The organism is Streptomyces saintjeani (assembly GCF_055409605.1).
On the sequence record NZ_CP189624.1, the window covers coordinates 2,445,915 to 2,462,264 of the forward strand.

Annotated in this window: 18 protein-coding genes and 1 pseudogene; 5 read left to right on the forward strand and 14 right to left on the reverse strand. The window is 72.7% G+C overall.

The annotated features are described in order from the left end of the window. Positions 1 to 340 precede the first annotated feature (340 nt). From ACQCO7_RS10890 to hisD, 10 genes and pseudogenes are all read right to left on the reverse strand, one after another. Positions 341 to 886: pseudogene (locus tag ACQCO7_RS10890) on the reverse strand (MFS transporter); the annotation flags it as partial. An 8-nt stretch (positions 887 to 894) separates the two neighbouring features. Beyond that, entirely contained in the window at positions 895 to 1,485 is a 591-nt protein-coding gene (locus ACQCO7_RS10895) for a helix-turn-helix domain-containing protein (protein ID WP_409114588.1), read from the reverse strand. Between the two features lie 124 nt (positions 1,486 to 1,609). Further along, positions 1,610 to 2,365: an imidazole glycerol phosphate synthase subunit HisF gene (hisF, locus tag ACQCO7_RS10900; protein WP_409114589.1), complete on the reverse strand. Its 756-nt coding sequence runs from the start codon at positions 2,363 to 2,365 to the stop codon at positions 1,610 to 1,612. Further along, entirely contained in the window at positions 2,362 to 2,757 is a 396-nt protein-coding gene (locus ACQCO7_RS10905; protein ID WP_464071633.1) for a RidA family protein, read from the reverse strand. The genes hisF and ACQCO7_RS10905 overlap by 4 nt, the downstream gene beginning before the upstream one ends. Next, entirely contained in the window at positions 2,754 to 3,479 is a 726-nt protein-coding gene (gene priA / locus ACQCO7_RS10910; RefSeq protein ID WP_464071634.1) for a bifunctional 1-(5-phosphoribosyl)-5-((5-phosphoribosylamino)methylideneamino)imidazole-4-carboxamide isomerase/phosphoribosylanthranilate isomerase PriA, read from the reverse strand. Before priA ends, ACQCO7_RS10905 begins: the two co-directional genes overlap by 4 nt. Continuing rightward, entirely contained in the window at positions 3,476 to 4,126 is a 651-nt protein-coding gene (gene hisH / locus ACQCO7_RS10915; protein WP_464071635.1) for an imidazole glycerol phosphate synthase subunit HisH, read from the reverse strand. Before hisH ends, priA begins: the two co-directional genes overlap by 4 nt. Beyond that, positions 4,117 to 4,281 carry a hypothetical protein gene (locus ACQCO7_RS10920; RefSeq protein ID WP_409114593.1) on the reverse strand — a complete coding sequence of 55 codons (165 nt, stop codon included), beginning with the start codon at positions 4,279 to 4,281 and terminating at the stop codon, positions 4,117 to 4,119. Before ACQCO7_RS10920 ends, hisH begins: the two co-directional genes overlap by 10 nt. Further along, positions 4,278 to 4,871, reverse strand: a complete 594-nt coding sequence (gene hisB / locus ACQCO7_RS10925) for an imidazoleglycerol-phosphate dehydratase HisB (RefSeq protein WP_464071636.1) — start codon at positions 4,869 to 4,871, stop codon at positions 4,278 to 4,280. Before hisB ends, ACQCO7_RS10920 begins: the two co-directional genes overlap by 4 nt. Beyond that, positions 4,868 to 5,977, reverse strand: a complete 1,110-nt coding sequence (locus ACQCO7_RS10930; protein WP_464071637.1) for a histidinol-phosphate transaminase — start codon at positions 5,975 to 5,977, stop codon at positions 4,868 to 4,870. Before ACQCO7_RS10930 ends, hisB begins: the two co-directional genes overlap by 4 nt. After that, complete coding sequence (gene hisD / locus ACQCO7_RS10935) at positions 5,974 to 7,296, reverse strand: histidinol dehydrogenase (protein ID WP_464071638.1); 1,323 nt, start codon at positions 7,294 to 7,296, stop codon at positions 5,974 to 5,976. The genes ACQCO7_RS10930 and hisD overlap by 4 nt, the downstream gene beginning before the upstream one ends. Positions 7,297 to 7,499: 203 nt before the next feature. On the opposite strand from hisD, the gene ACQCO7_RS10940 reads away from it, so the two are divergent. The 4 genes from ACQCO7_RS10940 (at position 7,500) to ybaK (ending at position 11,544) form a co-directional block, all read left to right on the forward strand. Further along, positions 7,500 to 9,074: an oxidoreductase gene (locus ACQCO7_RS10940; RefSeq protein ID WP_464077191.1), complete on the forward strand. Its 1,575-nt coding sequence runs from the start codon at positions 7,500 to 7,502 to the stop codon at positions 9,072 to 9,074. Positions 9,075 to 9,257: 183 nt separating this feature from the next. Further along, positions 9,258 to 10,289 (forward strand): hypothetical protein, encoded by a 1,032-nt coding sequence (locus ACQCO7_RS10945; protein WP_464071639.1) that lies wholly within the window; start codon positions 9,258 to 9,260, stop codon positions 10,287 to 10,289. Positions 10,290 to 10,300: 11 nt separating this feature from the next. Beyond that, complete coding sequence (locus ACQCO7_RS10950; protein WP_464071640.1) at positions 10,301 to 11,038, forward strand: LON peptidase substrate-binding domain-containing protein; 738 nt, start codon at positions 10,301 to 10,303, stop codon at positions 11,036 to 11,038. An 8-nt stretch (positions 11,039 to 11,046) separates the two neighbouring features. Beyond that, a complete protein-coding gene (gene ybaK / locus ACQCO7_RS10955; RefSeq protein ID WP_464071641.1) occupies positions 11,047 to 11,544 on the forward strand; it encodes a Cys-tRNA(Pro) deacylase in 498 nt (165 codons plus the stop codon). A gap of 250 nt (positions 11,545 to 11,794) precedes the next feature. Here the strand turns inward: ybaK and ACQCO7_RS10960 are convergent, their stop codons facing one another. From ACQCO7_RS10960 to ACQCO7_RS10975, 4 genes are all read right to left on the reverse strand, one after another. Then, positions 11,795 to 12,445 carry a DUF2567 domain-containing protein gene (locus ACQCO7_RS10960; protein WP_464071642.1) on the reverse strand — a complete coding sequence of 217 codons (651 nt, stop codon included), beginning with the start codon at positions 12,443 to 12,445 and terminating at the stop codon, positions 11,795 to 11,797. A 121-nt stretch (positions 12,446 to 12,566) separates the two neighbouring features. Continuing rightward, positions 12,567 to 13,388 (reverse strand): ABC transporter permease, encoded by an 822-nt coding sequence (locus ACQCO7_RS10965; RefSeq protein WP_464071643.1) that lies wholly within the window; start codon positions 13,386 to 13,388, stop codon positions 12,567 to 12,569. A gap of 97 nt (positions 13,389 to 13,485) precedes the next feature. Further along, positions 13,486 to 14,460 (reverse strand): ABC transporter ATP-binding protein, encoded by a 975-nt coding sequence (locus tag ACQCO7_RS10970; protein ID WP_029184585.1) that lies wholly within the window; start codon positions 14,458 to 14,460, stop codon positions 13,486 to 13,488. Between the two features lie 96 nt (positions 14,461 to 14,556). Next, positions 14,557 to 15,747 carry an NYN domain-containing protein gene (locus ACQCO7_RS10975; RefSeq protein WP_464071644.1) on the reverse strand — a complete coding sequence of 397 codons (1,191 nt, stop codon included), beginning with the start codon at positions 15,745 to 15,747 and terminating at the stop codon, positions 14,557 to 14,559. A 223-nt stretch (positions 15,748 to 15,970) separates the two neighbouring features. On the opposite strand from ACQCO7_RS10975, the gene ACQCO7_RS10980 reads away from it, so the two are divergent. Next, positions 15,971 to 16,144, forward strand: a complete 174-nt coding sequence (locus ACQCO7_RS10980; protein WP_464071645.1) for a hypothetical protein — start codon at positions 15,971 to 15,973, stop codon at positions 16,142 to 16,144. Positions 16,145 to 16,350 lie beyond the last annotated feature (206 nt).

The following is a 16,350-nucleotide window of genomic DNA, read 5'->3' on the forward strand; positions in this document are numbered from 1 at the left end:
CGCACGCGAGCACCTCCCCGTCGGTGACTCCCACCCGCCCGCGCGCAGAGCGCTCCTCGATCGGTGCGGCCCCCCGCGAGGAGCCCCCACCGCCTGAAGGCACCTCCGCTTCAGGCCCCGCACTCCCGTCCCCACCCTGCGCGGGAACCACGCTCCCCGAAGCCGTCCGGCCTCGCGCGGACGCGTCACAAGCCAGGGCCGTCCCCCGCGCCGACGCGTCACCCCCCGCAGCCGCCCCGCCCCGCACGGAAACCGTGTCCCTCGAACCCACCCGCCCGCGCGGATCCGCCCCACCAGCCGCCTCCACCCCCACCCGGACCCGTACCGCCCCCAGCACCGGCCACGACACCCCGATCAGCAGCGCCGCCACCCCGAACGCCCCCGCCGTACCCCCCACCGCGACGCCCACCCCGCCCAGCGGCCCGCCCAGAACGTTCGCCAGGCGCGTGGAGAGCCCCCGGAGCCCCTGCACCCTCCCGAACTCCCCCGGCGGGGCTATGAGGGCCGGCAGGGCCCCCGCGGCGGGCAGGAACGCGGCGTCGACGACCCCGAAGAGGACGGCGACCGCGCCGAGGACCCAGAGCCCGGGGCGCGCGAAGAACAGCAGCACGGCCGCCGACAGCACGAGCGCACACCGCACCCCCGTACTGCCCAGGACGACCCGCCGGGCCCCGTACCGATCGGCCAGCACACCCCCGCCCAGCATCAGGACGGCCCGGGGCAGCGCCCCGGCGACGGTCACGAGCCCCGCCTGGACGGGCGTCCCGGACTGGACGGCGGCCCAGGAGAGGGCGATGTAGTACACGTTGTCGCCGACCCCGGAGAGGGTGAACCCGGCGAGCCAGCGCAGGACGTTCGGATCCCGATGAGCACCACGCGTGCGCACGGCGACGCTCAGAACCGGAACGGGAAGGCGTACGTATGGATCTGCACGTTCTCCCGCCCCTCGGTGTCACCGGCGGCCTCGGCGGCCCGCCCCCGCTCGTCGTAGCGCTGCAACAGGGCCAGCACCTCCCGGTTCAGCTCGGACAGCTCCGCCGCGGTGAGCCGCAGGTTGGACTCGGAGGACTCGACCGCGGCGTTCCACTCGGCACTCCAGTGCGCGCGCTCGTCGAGGAAGCGCCGGTACATGTCGGCACGCTGCTCGAAGAACAGCCGGCTCGCGGCGGTGTGCGCGGCGGCGGCCTCGGGCGCGTCGCGGAAGTCCGCGTCGTGGATGCGCAGCCCGTCGGAGGTCCGCTGCCACCACCGCTCGCGCCCGTCCGTGCTCTGCGGCTCGGCCTCCTCGATGAGCCCGTGCTCGGCGAGCTTGCGCAGGTGGTAGCTGACGAGGGACACCGCCTCGTCGACCTGCTCGGCGAGCTGCGAGGCGGTCGCCACGCGCGCGACGGTCAGCCCCCGGTACAACGCGGACCGCAACGGGTGCGCGAGCGCTTTGAGCGTGCCCACGTCGGTGATCCGCCGGTCTCTCTCCTGGCTTGCCATGTGGACCAGGCTAGATACGAAAGGAAAGTTGCGCAACATATTTTGCGCAACTTCTCTTGTGTATCACCGCACAAGTAAGCCCCGCTCGCCAGGCGAACGGGGCTTACAGCAACGTGCTGGAACCTCACCGAACCGGGTGTCCCGCCTCCCGCAGCGCCTGCTTCACTTCCCCGATCCGCAGATCCCCGAAGTGGAACACCGAAGCGGCCAGCACGGCATCCGCCCCCGCCCCCACGGCCGGCGCGAAGTCACCCAGCTTCCCCGCACCCCCGGACGCGATCAACGGCACGGACACGTGCTTACGGACAGCCTCGATCATCTCGATGTCGTACCCGTCCTTCGTCCCGTCCGCGTCCATCGAGTTGAGCAGGATCTCCCCGGCCCCCAGCTCGGCGGCCCGGTGGGCCCACTCGACGGCGTCGATGCCGGTCCCCCGGCGCCCGCCGTGCGTGGTGACCTCGAACGACCCGGACTCCGTGCGCCGCGCGTCCACGGACAGCACGAGCACCTGGCTCCCGAACCGCTCGGCGATCTCCCGGATCAGCTCGGGACGGGCGATGGCGGCCGTGTTGACGCCCACCTTGTCCGCGCCCGCGCGCAGCAGCTTGTCGACGTCCTCGGGCGCGCGCACGCCACCGCCGACGGTCAGCGGGATGAACACCTGCTCGGCGGTGCGCCGCACCACGTCGTAGGTGGTCTCCCGGTCCCCGGAGGACGCGGTGATGTCGAGGAACGTCAGCTCGTCGGCGCCCTCGGCGTCGTACACCTTGGCCATCTCGACGGGGTCGCCCGCGTCGCGCAGGTTCTGGAAGTTGACGCCCTTGACGACCCGCCCGTTGTCGACGTCGAGGCAGGGGATGACACGTACGGCGAGGGTCATGACGAGGCTCCCGAGAACGCTTCCAGCTCGACCTCGACGAGGATGCGCGGGTCGACGAACCCGGTGACGACGACGATCGTGTTGACCGGGCGCACCGCGTCGAAGGTCTCCTTGTGGGCGCGTCCCACCTCGTCGACGTCCCGCGCGTGCGTGAGGTACAGGCGCGTACGGATGACCGCTTCCGGCCCGAGGCCGAACTCGGCGATGGCCGCGAGCGCCGTCCCGAACGCCACCTTGGCCTGCTCGTACGGGTCGCCCTCGCCGTACAGGACGCCGCCCTTGAACGACGTCGTGCCGCCGACGACGACCCGGTCGCCCGCCTGGACCGCGCGCGCGAAGCCGAAGGGCTCCTCCCAGGGGGAGCCGCTCTGCACCCGCCGTACGGCCGTCACGACGACACCGCCGCCAGTGCCTCTTCCAGCGTGAACGCCTTCGCGTACAGGGCCTTGCCGACGATGGAGCCCTCGACGCCGAGGGGGACGAGTTCCGCGATCGCGCGCAGGTCGTCGAGGGACGACACGCCGCCGGAGGCGACGACAGGACGGTCGGTGGCGGCACAGACGCCGCGCAGCAGCTCCAGGTTGGGGCCCTGGAGGGTGCCGTCCTTGGCGATGTCGGTGACGACGTACCGCGCGCAGCCCTCGGCGTTCAGCCGCTCCAACGTCTCGTACAGGTCCCCGCCGTCGCGCGTCCACCCGCGCCCGCGCAGGGTGGTGCCGCGTACGTCGAGGCCGACCGCGATCTTGTCGCCGTGCTCGGCGATGACCTTGGCGACCCACTCCGGCGTCTCCAGGGCGGCCGTACCGAGGTTCACGCGCGTGCAGCCCGTCGCGAGGGCGGCGGCCAGCGTGTCGTCGTCCCGGATGCCGCCGGACAGCTCGACCTTGATGTCCATCGCGCCGGCGACCTCGGCGATCAGCGCCCGGTTGTCGCCGGTGCCGAACGCGGCGTCCAGGTCGACGAGGTGCAGCCACTCCGCGCCCGCGCGCTGCCAGGCGAGGGCGGCCTCCAGGGGGGAGCCGTAGGACGTCTCGGTCCCGGACTCGCCGTGCACGAGACGGACGGCCTGGCCGTCGCGGACGTCCACGGCGGGAAGGAGTTCGAGCTTGCTCACAGTGTTCCGATCCAGTTGGTGAGGAGCTGGGCTCCGGCGTCGCCGGACTTCTCGGGGTGGAACTGCGTCGCCCACAGGGCGCCGTTCTCGACGGCGGCGACGAACGGGGTGCCGTGGGTCGTCCAGGCGACCTTGGGGGCCCTGATGGTCGGGTTGCGGACCTCCAGGGACCAGTCCTGGACGCCGTAGGAGTGCACGAAGTAGAAGCGCGCGTCCGGTTCGACCCCGGCGAAGAGTTCGGAGCCCTGGGGGGCGTCCACGGTGTTCCAGCCCATGTGCGGGACGATGCCGGCCTTGAGGGGCTCGACCGTGCCCGGCCACTCGTCGAGACCCTCGGTCTCGACGCCGTGCTCGATGCCGCGCGCGAAGAGGATCTGCATGCCGACGCAGATGCCCATCACCGGACGCCCGCCGGACAGCCGCCGGCCGACGATCCAGTCACCGCGCGCGGCCGTGAGGCCCTTCATGCAGGCGGCGAAGGCGCCCACGCCGGGCACCAGGAGGCCGTCGGCGTTCATCGCCCTGTCGTAGTCACGCGTTATCTCGACATCGGCGCCCACGCGCGCGAGAGCGCGTTCGGCGGACCGGACGTTGCCGAAGCCGTAGTCGAAGACGACGACCTTCTTCGGGGAGCCGCTCAATTCCACACCTCCAGCCTGAGGACACCGGCGACCAGGCACAGCGCGGCGCTGACCGAGAGGAGCACGATCAGGCTCGTCGGCATCTTCTGCTTGGCGAAGGAGTAGACACCGCCGAGCAGGAACAGACCGAGAACGATCAGAATGGTCGACAGGCCGGTCACAGCGCGCCCTTCGTGGAAGGAAGGATGCCCGCCGCGCGCGGGTCGCGCTCGCTGGCGTAGCGCAGCGCCCGCGCGAGGGCCTTGAACTGGCACTCGACGATGTGGTGCGCGTTGCGCCCGTACGGCACGTGCACGTGGAGCGCGATCTGCGCCTGCGCGACGAACGACTCCAGGATGTGCCGGGTCATCGTCGTGTCGTACGCGCCGATCATCGGCGCCATGTTCTCGGGCTCGGTGTGCACGAGGTACGGGCGGCCGGACAGGTCGACGGTCACCTGCGCGAGGGACTCGTCCAGGGGCACCGTGCAGTTGCCGAAGCGGTAGATGCCGACCTTGTCGCCGAGGGCCTGCCGGAAGGCGGCGCCCAGCGCGAGCGCGGTGTCCTCGATGGTGTGGTGCGAGTCGATGTGCAGGTCGCCCTCGGTCTTCACGGTCAGGTCGAACAGACCGTGCCGGCCGAGCTGGTCGAGCATGTGGTCGTAGAAGCCGACGCCCGTGGAGATCTCGGTTCTGCCCGTCCCGTCGAGGTCGATCTCGACCAGGACGGACGTCTCCTTGGTGGCGCGTTCGGTACGGCCGACGCGGTTCATGCGCGCTGCTCCTTCTTGAGTTCACGGACCGCGTCGAGGAACGCGTCGTTCTCGGTGGGGGTCCCGGCGGACACCCTGAGGAACCCGGGTACCCCGTTGTCCCTGATCAGGACGCCGCGGTCCAGGATGAATCGCCACGCCACGCGCGGGTCGTCGAAACGGCCGAACTGCACGAAGTTGGCGTCGGACTCGGTCACCTCGTAGCCGATGGCCCGCAGCTCGCCGACCAGCCGGTCGCGCTCCGCCTTGAGCTGCTCGACGTACTTCAGCAGCGTCCCGGTGTGCTCCAGGGCGGCCAGCGCGGTCGCCTGGGTGACCGCGGAGAGGTGGTAGGGAAGCCGGACGAGCTGCACGGCGTCGACGACCGCCGGGTGCGCGGCGAGGTAGCCGAGGCGCAGGCCCGCCGCGCCGAACGCCTTGGACATCGTCCGGGAGACGACCAGGTTGGGGCGGCCCGCCAGGAGGGGCAGCAGCGAGTCGCCGTGGCTGAACTCGATGTACGCCTCGTCGACGACGACCATGGACGGCTTCGCGGCCTGCGCGGCCTCGTACAGCGCGAGGACGGTCTCGCGCGGGACGGCGTTGCCGGTGGGGTTGTTGGGGGTCGTCACGAAGACGACGTCCGGGCGATGCCCGGCGATCGCGCGCGTGGCGTCGTCGACGTCGATCGTGAAGTCGTCCTTGCGGGGGCCCGAGATCCACTCGGTGCCCGTCCCGCGCGCGATGAGGCCGTGCATCGAGTACGACGGCTCGAACCCGATCGCGCTGCGGCCGGGCCCGCCGAACGTCTGCAAGAGCTGCTGGATGACCTCGTTGGACCCGTTGGCGGCCCACACGTTCGCGAGCGCGACCTCGTACCCGGTGGTGTCCGTCAGGTACTTCGCGAGCTGCGTGCGCAGCTCCACGGCGTCCCGGTCGGGGTAGCGGTTGAGGTCGCGGGCGGCCTCACGCACGCGTTCGGCGATCCGCTCGACCAGTTCCTCGGGGAGCGGGTAGGGGTTCTCGTTCGTGTTCAGCCGTACGGGGACGTCCAGTTGGGGCGCTCCGTAGGGGGACTTGCCGCGCAGCTCGTCCCGTACGGGGAGGTCGTCGATTCCGAATGTCACTTGCCGGGCACCTTCCAGCCGAACCTTGCCTTGATCGCCGCGCCGTGCGCCGGGAGGTCCTCGGCCTCAGCGAGCGTGACCACGTGGTGGGCGACGTCGGCGAGCGCCTCGCGCGTGTAGTCGACGATGTGGATGCCGCGCAGGAACGACTGCACGGACAGGCCGGAGGAGTGGCAGGCGCACCCTCCGGTGGGCAGGACGTGGTTGGAGCCGGCCGCGTAGTCGCCCAGGGAGACGGGCGCCCAGGGGCCGACGAAGACCGCGCCCGCGTTGCGCACGCGGTCGGCGACTTCCGAAGCGTCGGCGGTCTGGATCTCCAGGTGCTCGGCGCCGTACGCGTCGACGACCCGCAGGCCCTCCTCGACGCCGTCGACGAGGACGATCGCGGACTGCCGGCCCGCGAGCGCGGGGGCGATGCGGTCGTCGATGTGCTTGCTGGCGGCGACCTGCGGGATCAGTTCCTTCTCGACGGCGTCCGCGAGTTCGGCGGAGTCGGTGACCAGGACGGCGGCGGCGAGCGGGTCGTGCTCGGCCTGGCTGATCAGGTCGGCGGCGACGTGCACCGGGTCGGCGGTCGCGTCCGCGAGGACCGCGATCTCGGTCGGCCCGGCCTCGGCGTCGATGCCGATCCGGCCGGTGAAGTAGCGCTTGGCGGCGGCGACCCAGATGTTGCCGGGGCCGGTGACCATGTTCGCGGGCGGGCAGGACTCGGTGCCGTACGCGAACATCGCGACGGCCGTGGCGCCGCCGGCCGCGTACACCTCGTCGACGCCGAGCAGCGCGCACGCGGCGAGGATCGTCGGGTGCGGCAGGCCGCCGAAGTCGGCCTGCGCCGGGGAGGCGAGGGCGATGGACTCGACGCCGGCCTCCTGCGCGGGCACGACGTTCATGATCACGGAGGACGGGTACACGGACCGCCCGCCGGGCGCGTACAGCCCGACCCGGTCGACGGGCACCCACTTCTCGGTCACGGACCCACCGGGCACGACCTGGGTCGTGTGCGTCGTACGGCGCTGCTCGCGGTGGACGAGGCGGGTGCGCCGGATCGACTCCTCCAGGGCCGCGCGGACGGCGGGGTCGAGGCCGTCCAGCGCCTTCGTGAGCGCCTCGACGGGGACGCGCACGGACGTGAGCCGTACGCCGTCGAACTTCTCGGCGAAGTCGATCAGCGCCGCGTCGCCCCGATGATGCACGGCCTCGCAGATGGGCCGCACCTTCTCCAGGGCAGCCGCGACGTCGAAGTCGGCTCGGGGCAGCAGGTCGCGCAGGGCGGGCCCTTCGGGGAGGGCGTCGCCGCGCAGATCGATTCGCGAGATCACGGAGCCAATTCTCGCAGACCCGGTTCCGGGGCCGTTCGCGCGTATCAATGGCTGATACAGAACCGCCTCGTCACACAACGTGGCAATGAATTCGGACAGGTTGGGAACTTTCGAAGATCGATGTCACGTTCAGTGTTCAAAGCCTCACGGAGCGGGCAGAACAGGTGCGAGGAGAACAGATGTACGAGAAAGGAGGGGCAGTGGTGATCGAGGGGGCCGGAGCGCATGTCAGGGACCTCCCGGGAGACCTGACGGCGGTCGAGGCGGGACTGTGGCAGGCGTTCCGGGACGGCGGGATGTACGACCTGAGCTGCGGCAACCCGGAGGTGGACGACCCGCACGGCGGCCACCCCTGGGGCGAGGGGCGGACGGTGCGGGCCAGGGTGGTGGCCTGGCTCCTGCTGGACGGCCCGCCGGCGCTGACGGGCCGGGTGTCGTCGCTGAAACTGGCCGGCGTCCGCATCAGCGGCACGCTGGACCTGTCCGGCGGCCGGGTCCTGCCGTACGTGGAGCTGCGCGGCTGCCGGTTCGACCGGGAGGTGCTGCTCCCGGAGGCCCGGTTCACGACGCTGCGCCTCGTGGACTGCGCGGTCCCCCGCCTGGAGGCGGCCCGGGTGCACACGGAAGGGGACCTGCACCTCCCGCGCAGCCGCTTCCCCGAGGGCATCCGCCTGACCGACGCGCACATAGGGACGGACCTGCTGCTCAGCCAGGCGGTGGTGCACCGCGACCGCAGCGGGCGCTCCGTCGTCGCCGACGGGATGACGGTCGGCCAGGACGTCCAGGCGGACCTCCTGGAGTCCCACGGCGAGCTGAGCCTGCGCGGCGCCAAGGTCGGGGTGTCGCTGAGCCTGCGCGGAGCGCGCCTCGCCGACCCGCTGGGCCGGTTCGCGCTCAACGCCCCGCAGCTCACCGTCGAACGCTCGCTGTACCTGACGCCGGCGGCGGCGGGCGGCCGGCAGACGACGGGAGTGACACCCGCGCGGGGCATCCGCGTCCAGCGCTTCGAGTGCCGGGGCGGCCTGCGGCTGGACGACGGGCGGTTCGGGGACGCCGTGGACCTCCAGTCCGCGCGCTTCATCCTCACGGACGACCAGGAGCTGTCCCTGCGCCGGGTGCACGCGTCGGAGCTGCGCTTCCTCGGCCAGCGCCCGGCGCACGGCACGGTCGCCCTGTCGGGCGCGCGGGTCGTCAACCTGATCGACCGCGCGACGGCCTGGCCGGGCCCCGGCCGCCTGCACATGGCCGGGTTCACGTACGACAACCTGATCCCGGTCGGCCCGTTCCCGCTGGCCGCGCGCCTGGGGTGGGTCGCGGCGGCGACCGCGGAGTACGCGCCGGAGCCGTACGAGCGCCTCGCGGGGGTCCTGCGGGCGGGCGGGGAGGACGAGGACGCGCGGGAGGTCCTGCTCGCCAAGCAGCGCAGACGCCGCGAGACGCTCCCGCCGGGCGCGAAGTTCTGGGGGTACGCGCAGGACTGGACGGTCGCCTACGGGTACCGGCCGGGGCGGGCGGCGGTGTGGATGGGGGTGCTGTGGGCGGCGGGGTCGGTCGCCTTCGGCCACGCCCCGCACCACCCCACGGGCGGGAGCGGCCCGTCCTGGGACCCGGTCCTGTTCACCCTGGACCTCCTCCTGCCGGTGATCGACCTCGGGCAGGCCGGGCAGTGGCGGCTCGACGGGGCCTGGCAGTGGGCGGCGGCCGTGATGATCCTGCTGGGCTGGATCCTGGCGACGACGGTGGCGGCGGGCGCGACCCGGCTGCTACGGAGGGACTGAAACATGCGCGCCGCAACCCCCACGGAACCCGCACGCAGGGCGGCCCCGCAGTCACGGAAACCGCACGCTGTGCCCGTAGCGTGGCGACTGAACGGTAACCTTTTACTCTCCCTTGACCTCGGGGCGTACAACTTTCCATGGGTTGCGCTTTACCTCTGGCGCGTCGCCGACCAGCGTTTTTCAATGGTCGGCACCATGGCTCTGCTGCCCCCGTTCATCCGCCCGGCCCGCGCGCCGAAAGCCCCGAAGGCCGCGCCGCCCCTCGCCGTCACCGGACTGCCGGCCGACGACGAGATGCTGCTCGACGTCCCCGACGACCTCCTCGGCCCCGCGCTGGTCGCGGCCGGGCGCGGCGAGCACAGACCGGCGGCCGGACTCCTCGCGCGCACCCGCGTACGGCGCGACTGGGAGGCCCGCGACCGGTACGTCAAGCGCCTCGCGGCGTTCGCGCAGGCGCGGCCCGAGTGGTTCGAGGTGTGGCGGGCGGGCGCGCCGCGCGACCCGGACGTCCTGCTGGTCGCCGCCCAGCTCGCGGTGGGCCGCGCCTGGCGCTCCCCCGCGCGCGAGGAGCTGCTGCGCGAGGTGAGCCCGCTGATCACGGCGGCGGCGCAGGCATGGGACCGCGACCCGGTGCCGTGGCGCATCGCCCTCGACCACGCGCGCGGGGCGCACGCCGGGCACAAGTACTTCGGCGAGCTGTGGGAGGCCGCCGTCCGCCGCTCGCCCCACCACTTCGGGTGCCATGTGTCCGCGCTGCGCTACCTGGGCACCTCCTGGCACGGCTCGCACCTGGAGGGCTTCGACTTCGCCGACCGCGCCGCGCAGGACGCCCCCGCCGACTCCCTCGTGCAGTCGCTGCCGGCGCTCGTCGCGTTCTCGTACCTGACGGACGGCTGCGGGCCCCTCGTGGCGCGCGAGCGGCTCGACGCGGCGGCCGACCGGGCGGTCGTCCTGTCGGCCCGGCTCGGTCCCGGCGACTCGCGCGCGGCCGAGATCCGCAACGGCCTCGTCTACGTCCTGGACCGGCTCGGGCGGCGCGAGGACGCGCTCGTCCAGCTGCGGCTGCTGGGCCCGTACGTCACCTCGTTCCCCTGGAACCGCTTCTCCGACGACCCCCTCGGCCACTTCCTCGCCGCCCGCGAGGACCTCCTCCACGGCCGTCCGGTCCGCCCGTGGAGCGGTCACGACGGACATCCGACCGGCGCGGACCATTAGGCTTCCGCACCGTGACCATCGTCCGTCTGCCGCTCTTCCCCCTGAACTCGGTGCTGTTCCCCGGGCTCGTGCTGCCGCTGAACGTCTTCGAGGAGCGCTATCGCGCGATGATGCGCTCCCTGCTCAAGACACCGGAGGACGAGCCGCGCCGGTTCGCCGTCGTCGCCATCCGCGACGGCCACGAGGTCGCGCCCGCGGCCCAGGGCATGCCCGACCCGACCGCACAGCTGCGGCGCGGCCCCCTCGCCGGGTTCGGCCCCGACCCGCTCAAGGCGTTCCACTCCGTGGGGTGTATCGCCGACGCGGCGACCGTACGGGAGCGGGGCGACGGCACGTTCGAGGTACTGGCGACCGGTACGACCCGGGTGCGGCTGCTGTCCGTCGACGCGTCGGGGCCGTACCTCACCGCCGAGGTGGAGGAGCTGTCCGAGGAGCGCGGCGAGGAGGCGCAGGCCCTCGCCGAAGTCGTCCTGCGGGCCTTCCGCCAGTACCAGAAGCGGCTCGCCGGCGCCCGGGAGCTGTCCGTCCTCTCCGGCGACCTCCCCGACGAGCCCGGCGTCGTGTCGTACCTCGTCGCCGCGACGATGATGCTCGACACGCCGACCAAGCAACGGCTCCTCCAGGCACCGGACTTCACGTCCCGGCTGCGGGACGAGCTGAAGCTCCTGCGCGTCGAGACGGCGATCCTGCGCGGACTGCCCTCCCTGCCCGCGTCCGACCTGACGCGCGGCCCCACGAGCCTGAACTGAGGACCCCGGTGGCGAAGAAGCCGAAGAAACAGGCCGGTGGGACGCCGGCGACCGTCGCGCTGACGGCGGCGGGGGTGCCGTACACGGTCCACTCCTACGACCACGACCCCGCGCACCCCTCGTACGGCGAGGAGGCCGCCGAGGCGATGGGGGTGTCGCCGGAGCGGGTGTTCAAGACGCTGGTGGCGGACGTCGACGGGGCGCTGACCGTCGCGGTGGTCCCGGTGGCCGGCACCCTCGACCTGAAGGCGCTGGCGACGGCCGTGGGCGGCAAGAGGGCGGCCATGGCCGACCCGGCCCTCGCCGAACGCACCACGGGGTACGTCCGGGGCGGCATCTCCCCCCTGGGCCAGCGCAGGCGACTCCCGACGGTCCTGGACGCCTCGGCCGACGCCCACGCCACCATCTGCGTCTCGGCCGGCCGCCGGGGCCTGGAGGTCGAGCTCTCCCCCGGCGACCTCGCCACCCTCACCGAAGCGGTCCTGGCCCCCATCGGACGTGCGTGACCCCTCGACGTGCCGCCCCCTCTCCGTTAAGCAGAGAAGGCATGTCGAAACGCACGCGGAAACGAAAGTGGCGCACCAAGAAACGACGCGCGAACCACGGGAGGCGCCCGGCGTAGGGCTCACGGCGCGGGCGGGGGCGGGGGATGCCCGCGCCCGCGCCGGGTGTGTCGCGGCTCGGACCGCGGGAGGCGCCCGTACGCGAGCCCGCAATCGGCGGCAACGCCTGAGAAAGCCCCCGCACGGACGCCCTCTACACCGGCGGCGCCAGATACGGGTGTTCGTACACTTCCGGATCCCGTGGCCCGAACAACGCCGTCAGCCCCAGATGTACCAGCAGCCCCGCGATGGACCACACCATCAGCGCCCCCTTAGCCCCCAGCTTCAGCGGCGCCGAGAACGTCACCCCCTTGCCCGCGCTCTTCGCGTGGGCGATGACGTCGGAGGTCGGCCCGAGCCAGGTGCCCAGCTTCCACGCGACGACCGAGGCCAGCACGCCTCCGAGGGTCAGCCCGACGACGAGCGGGATGCCACCCCGCCGGCGCCACAGGAAGACCCCGACCGCGCTGAGCGCCCCGCAGGCCAGCGCGAGCAGCGTGAACGTTCCGTCGACGCCGATGGCCTGTTCGCCCTCGGAGTCCTTGAGGTAGACGACCCAGCTCCCGTCTGACTGGTCCCCCACGAGCGGCACCCGGGGCGCCAGCCAGAGCCACAGCAGCCCCAGCACGAGGCCCAGCACGGTCACCCCCACGGCGACCAGCGCCCCGTCCCGGAGATCACCCAGCAGCTCGGCCCGGTCCTTCACGCCCACCACCTCCCCGTACCCCTCCGGAGGCGGCGGAGGCCAGTCCCCCCGCGGGGACGGTTCGTGCGGCGGCGTAGGCGGAGTCAACGGAGCGGTCACCCTGCCATCGTGCCAGGCCCGCCTGAGCCCCGCCCCACCGGAGCCCCACCGGAGACCGGTCGGAGCCGCGCAGCACCGGGAACGCCCCTGGCCGAGGCCCGCGGAACCGCACCCCCCGGCCTCACCGGACCGCGGCCCTCCGATAAGCCCAGGTGGCCACCGCCAACGACACGACCCCCACCCCCGCGCACACCGCCAGATCCCCCAGCACATACCCCCAGTCGGGCCGCGCGGCGAACGTCCGCGCCATCGCCTCCACCCCGTACGTCGACGGCAGCAGATCCCGGGCGAACCGCACCACCTCCGGCATCCGGTCCGGCGGCAGCACCCCCAGCAACAGCGCGGCGGACATCCCCAGCTGCCCCATCACGGTCGCCAGTTCGGGCCGGGGCGCCAGCAGCCCCAGCGCCGCCCCCAGCCCGGACAACGCGGCCCCCGCCAGGGGAATCACGGCGAGCAGGATCCAGAGATGCGTCAGCGGCAGCCCGAAGAGCACGCACCCGAAAACAGCCGTGATCACCGTCCCCGGCACGGTGAACGACGCGTACGCCCCGGCGGCCCCCAGGACGACAGCGGCAGGCGGCACAGGAAGCGTCGCGTAGTGATCGAGCCCCCCGCTGGCCCGCAACTGCCCGAAGTACTGCGCGAGAAGGTTCAGCGCGACGAAGGCGACGACGAGAACGGCGGACCCGGCGACGACGGCCTCGGCCTCGCTCCCCCCGTCGACGACCCCCCGCATCATGATGAGAATCCCGACGGACTGGAACGTCGCGACGAAGAGCAGCGGAATCCGGGCCACCCGCGCACGCGACAGCTGCGCGCGGTAGACGGCGGCGAGGGACGGCCACAGCCGGGCGCGCGGCCCGAGCTCGGCGGCCTCACGCTTCCCCTGCTCCGCCCCCCGCACACTCCCCGGCAGAACCCCGGCGGGTACGACACTCACGTGGCGCTGCTCCTCTTCTCCAGGGCCCCGACCCCGTCCCGTACGGATCCGGCGCCCGAAAAACTCATCCCGTCACACAGGACGCCAAAAGGGCCCTTCATGCCTTCACCAGCCCCTGCCGGAAATTCCCGCCGAGCGCGAGGTACACGTCCTCAAGGCTCGGCGTGGCCAGCGTGAAATCGTCGAGCGCGGCGAACGCGGCCCCGCCGGTCACGGTCGACACGACGGCCCGGGCCTCCTCGGGCGCGAGCCGCAGCGTCCACCGCCGCCCCGACTCGACCGCCCGCTCCCGCAGCGCGGCCACCTCGGGAACGTCCAGCGGCGCCTTCTCCCGCCACACGAGATCGACCCGCACCTCCCCGGCGACCTGCTCCTTGAGCCCGGTCGGCGTGTCGCAGGCGATGACGCGCCCCCGGTCGAGGACGGCGACCCGGTCGAGGACGGTCTCCGCCTCGATGACGTTGTGCGTGACGAGCAGCACGGTCGTCCCCCGCTCGGCCCGCCGCCGGTCGACGGCGGACCAGACGGCGCGCCGGGCGACGGGATCCATGCCGGTGGTGGGTTCGTCGAGGACGAGCAGCCGCCGCTCCCCCACGAGCGCGGTGGCGAAACAGGCGAGCCGCCGCTGCCCCCCGGACAGCTTGCGCAACGGCCGCCCGGCCAGCGCCGTGAGCCCCAGCTCGTCGAGGACCGCGTCCCGCTCGGCGCGCGCCGCGTGCACGTCGAGCCCGCGCAGCCGCGCGGTGGTCTCGGCGGCGAGGGAGACGGTGAGCTCGTCGAGCGCGGTGGACTCCTGCCCGAGGTACGCGAGGAGCCGCGACGCCCGTTCGGGATGGCGCACGATGTCGTGCCCGAGGATCTCGACGCTGCCGGAGTCGGGCCGCATCAGCCCGGTGAGCTGCCGTACGAGGGTGGACTTCCCGGCGCCGTTGGGCCCGAGCAGTCCGAAGATCTCACCGCGCCGGATGTCGAGGCTCACGTCGTCCGTGGCCCGCACCTCGGGCGTACCGGGAGCGCCGCGTCTGCCGCGCACCGCCCGGTAGGTCTTGGTCAGCCCGCGCACGGCACACACGACGTCCTCGGTGTGCCGGACTGCCGGTGCCGCGCGCGTACTCACAAGGGGAGAGCGTACGGGGTCGGCGGGCCCGGCCCTTGTCCGGGTCGTCGCTCAGTCGGCGGCCGGCTGGTGCTCGACGCCGGTCCTGGCGTCGATCTCACGCCAGAATCCGGCCCGGATCGCGTACCGGTCGTGCTCGTCGATCTGGTCGTCCTTGTGCGCGAGGAGCCCGAAGCGGGCGGCGTAGCGCAGCAGCTCGCCGTCGATGCGGTGGGGGACGCGGGGATACATTCCGGACAGTTTCGGGAGGTGACCGTGGTCACCGAGACGGGCGATCCAGCGCCGCGCGAACACCTGCCCGACCTCGTACGGGTCGCCGCCGACGGTCGTGATGTCCTCCTCGCGGTCCGCCCAGCGCTGTTCGGCGGTGGTGAGCTGCGCGAGCGTCGGCATCGCGGCGGCCTCGGGGGCTTCGGCGGCGGGTCGGTCGACCCAGCCCTTGTCGGAGGACCAGCGCAGGGTCGCGGCCGGGGCGGGGAGCGGCTTCTCACCGGAGGCGCGCAGGGCGGCGAGGTCCTTCGGTGTGGGGATGCCCTTGTGCGCGGGGACGCGCTCCGAGACGCCGTTGCCGTCGGCCGGCGCGTGCTCGTGCGGCTCGGAGTCGGGGGGACGCGGCGCGTCCGGCAGGGGGGCTCCGAGGATCGCCGCGATCTCCGGGCGCGGCACGGGCTGCGGCGCGCACACCCCGCCGTGCTCCTTCGCGCGGACGGCCTTCGTGATCCACGTCCGGTCGAGCACCCGCCGCTCGTCCGCCTCCGCGACGAGGTCCTCCGACTGGTTGTAGTCCCCGTCGGCGGCCTGGACGGCCCACAGGTGTACGGCGACGCCGTGCTCCTTCGCGGCCATCATCCCCGGCAGCAGATCGCCGTCGCCGGTCACCAGCACGACGTCCGAACAGGCGCGGTTGCGGGCCAGCTCGGTCAGCTCGGCGTGCATCGCCGCGTCGACGCCCTTCTGCGCCCAGCGTCCGTCGCTGCGGGTCAGCGCGCCGAGCCGGACGGTGACCCGGGGCATCACGCGCAGCCTGCGGTGCTCGGGCTGGGGGACGCGGTCGGGGGCGCCGTCGAACCAGTAGATCCGCAGCAGCGGCCGTTCCGTATCGGACTCCGCCTGTTCTCGCAGGCCCTGTACGAGCGCACTGTGGTCGACGCTGATACGGGAGCGCGAGGGATCGCCGGCGAGGAGACTGGCGGCGGCCCCCAGCAGATACCCGGCGTCCACCAGGACGATGCAGCGGTCCACGCGACTCACCCTCTTCCCGGTAGTTGTGCTTCGGGCTTCCTTGGAGTCTGCCCGACCTCGCGGGGGTTAACGGCCGGAACTCGATCTTCGGCGTGGCGTTTGGGGACATTGCCCCCTCCGCCCCCTTGGTCACACAGGGCAATGATCCGAAATGCGGCTTATCTCCAGCCGTGTGAGTCTGAACCAGGCCCTAGCCCCTAACCATCCCAGGAGGCAGATCCCCATGGCCAAGAACAAGAAACAGAACCGCGCCCAGGCCGCTCAGGCTTCCCAGGCGGAACGCGGCCAGCAGCAGGCCCAGCAGTCGGCGATGGAAGCGGAAGCCAGGCGAGCCACCACGGCAAGCCCGATGGACATGGCCCGCAAACACCGCGAACGCCGCTTCGGCCACAACTGAGGCGAGCGGTACAGGGCAGTAGCAGCCTGAGCACGAAGAGGGGCGCACCCGCAAAGGGATGCGCCCCTCTTTCACACCAACAAGCTGTGCGTCTAAGCGCCGAGCCAGGCGAGGGCATTCAGGGGCGCGGGGCTGTGTCGATTTGCGGCTACCGCCGCGCGGGCGCGACCAGCCACCGACTACCCGCACCCGGCACACCACAGCCC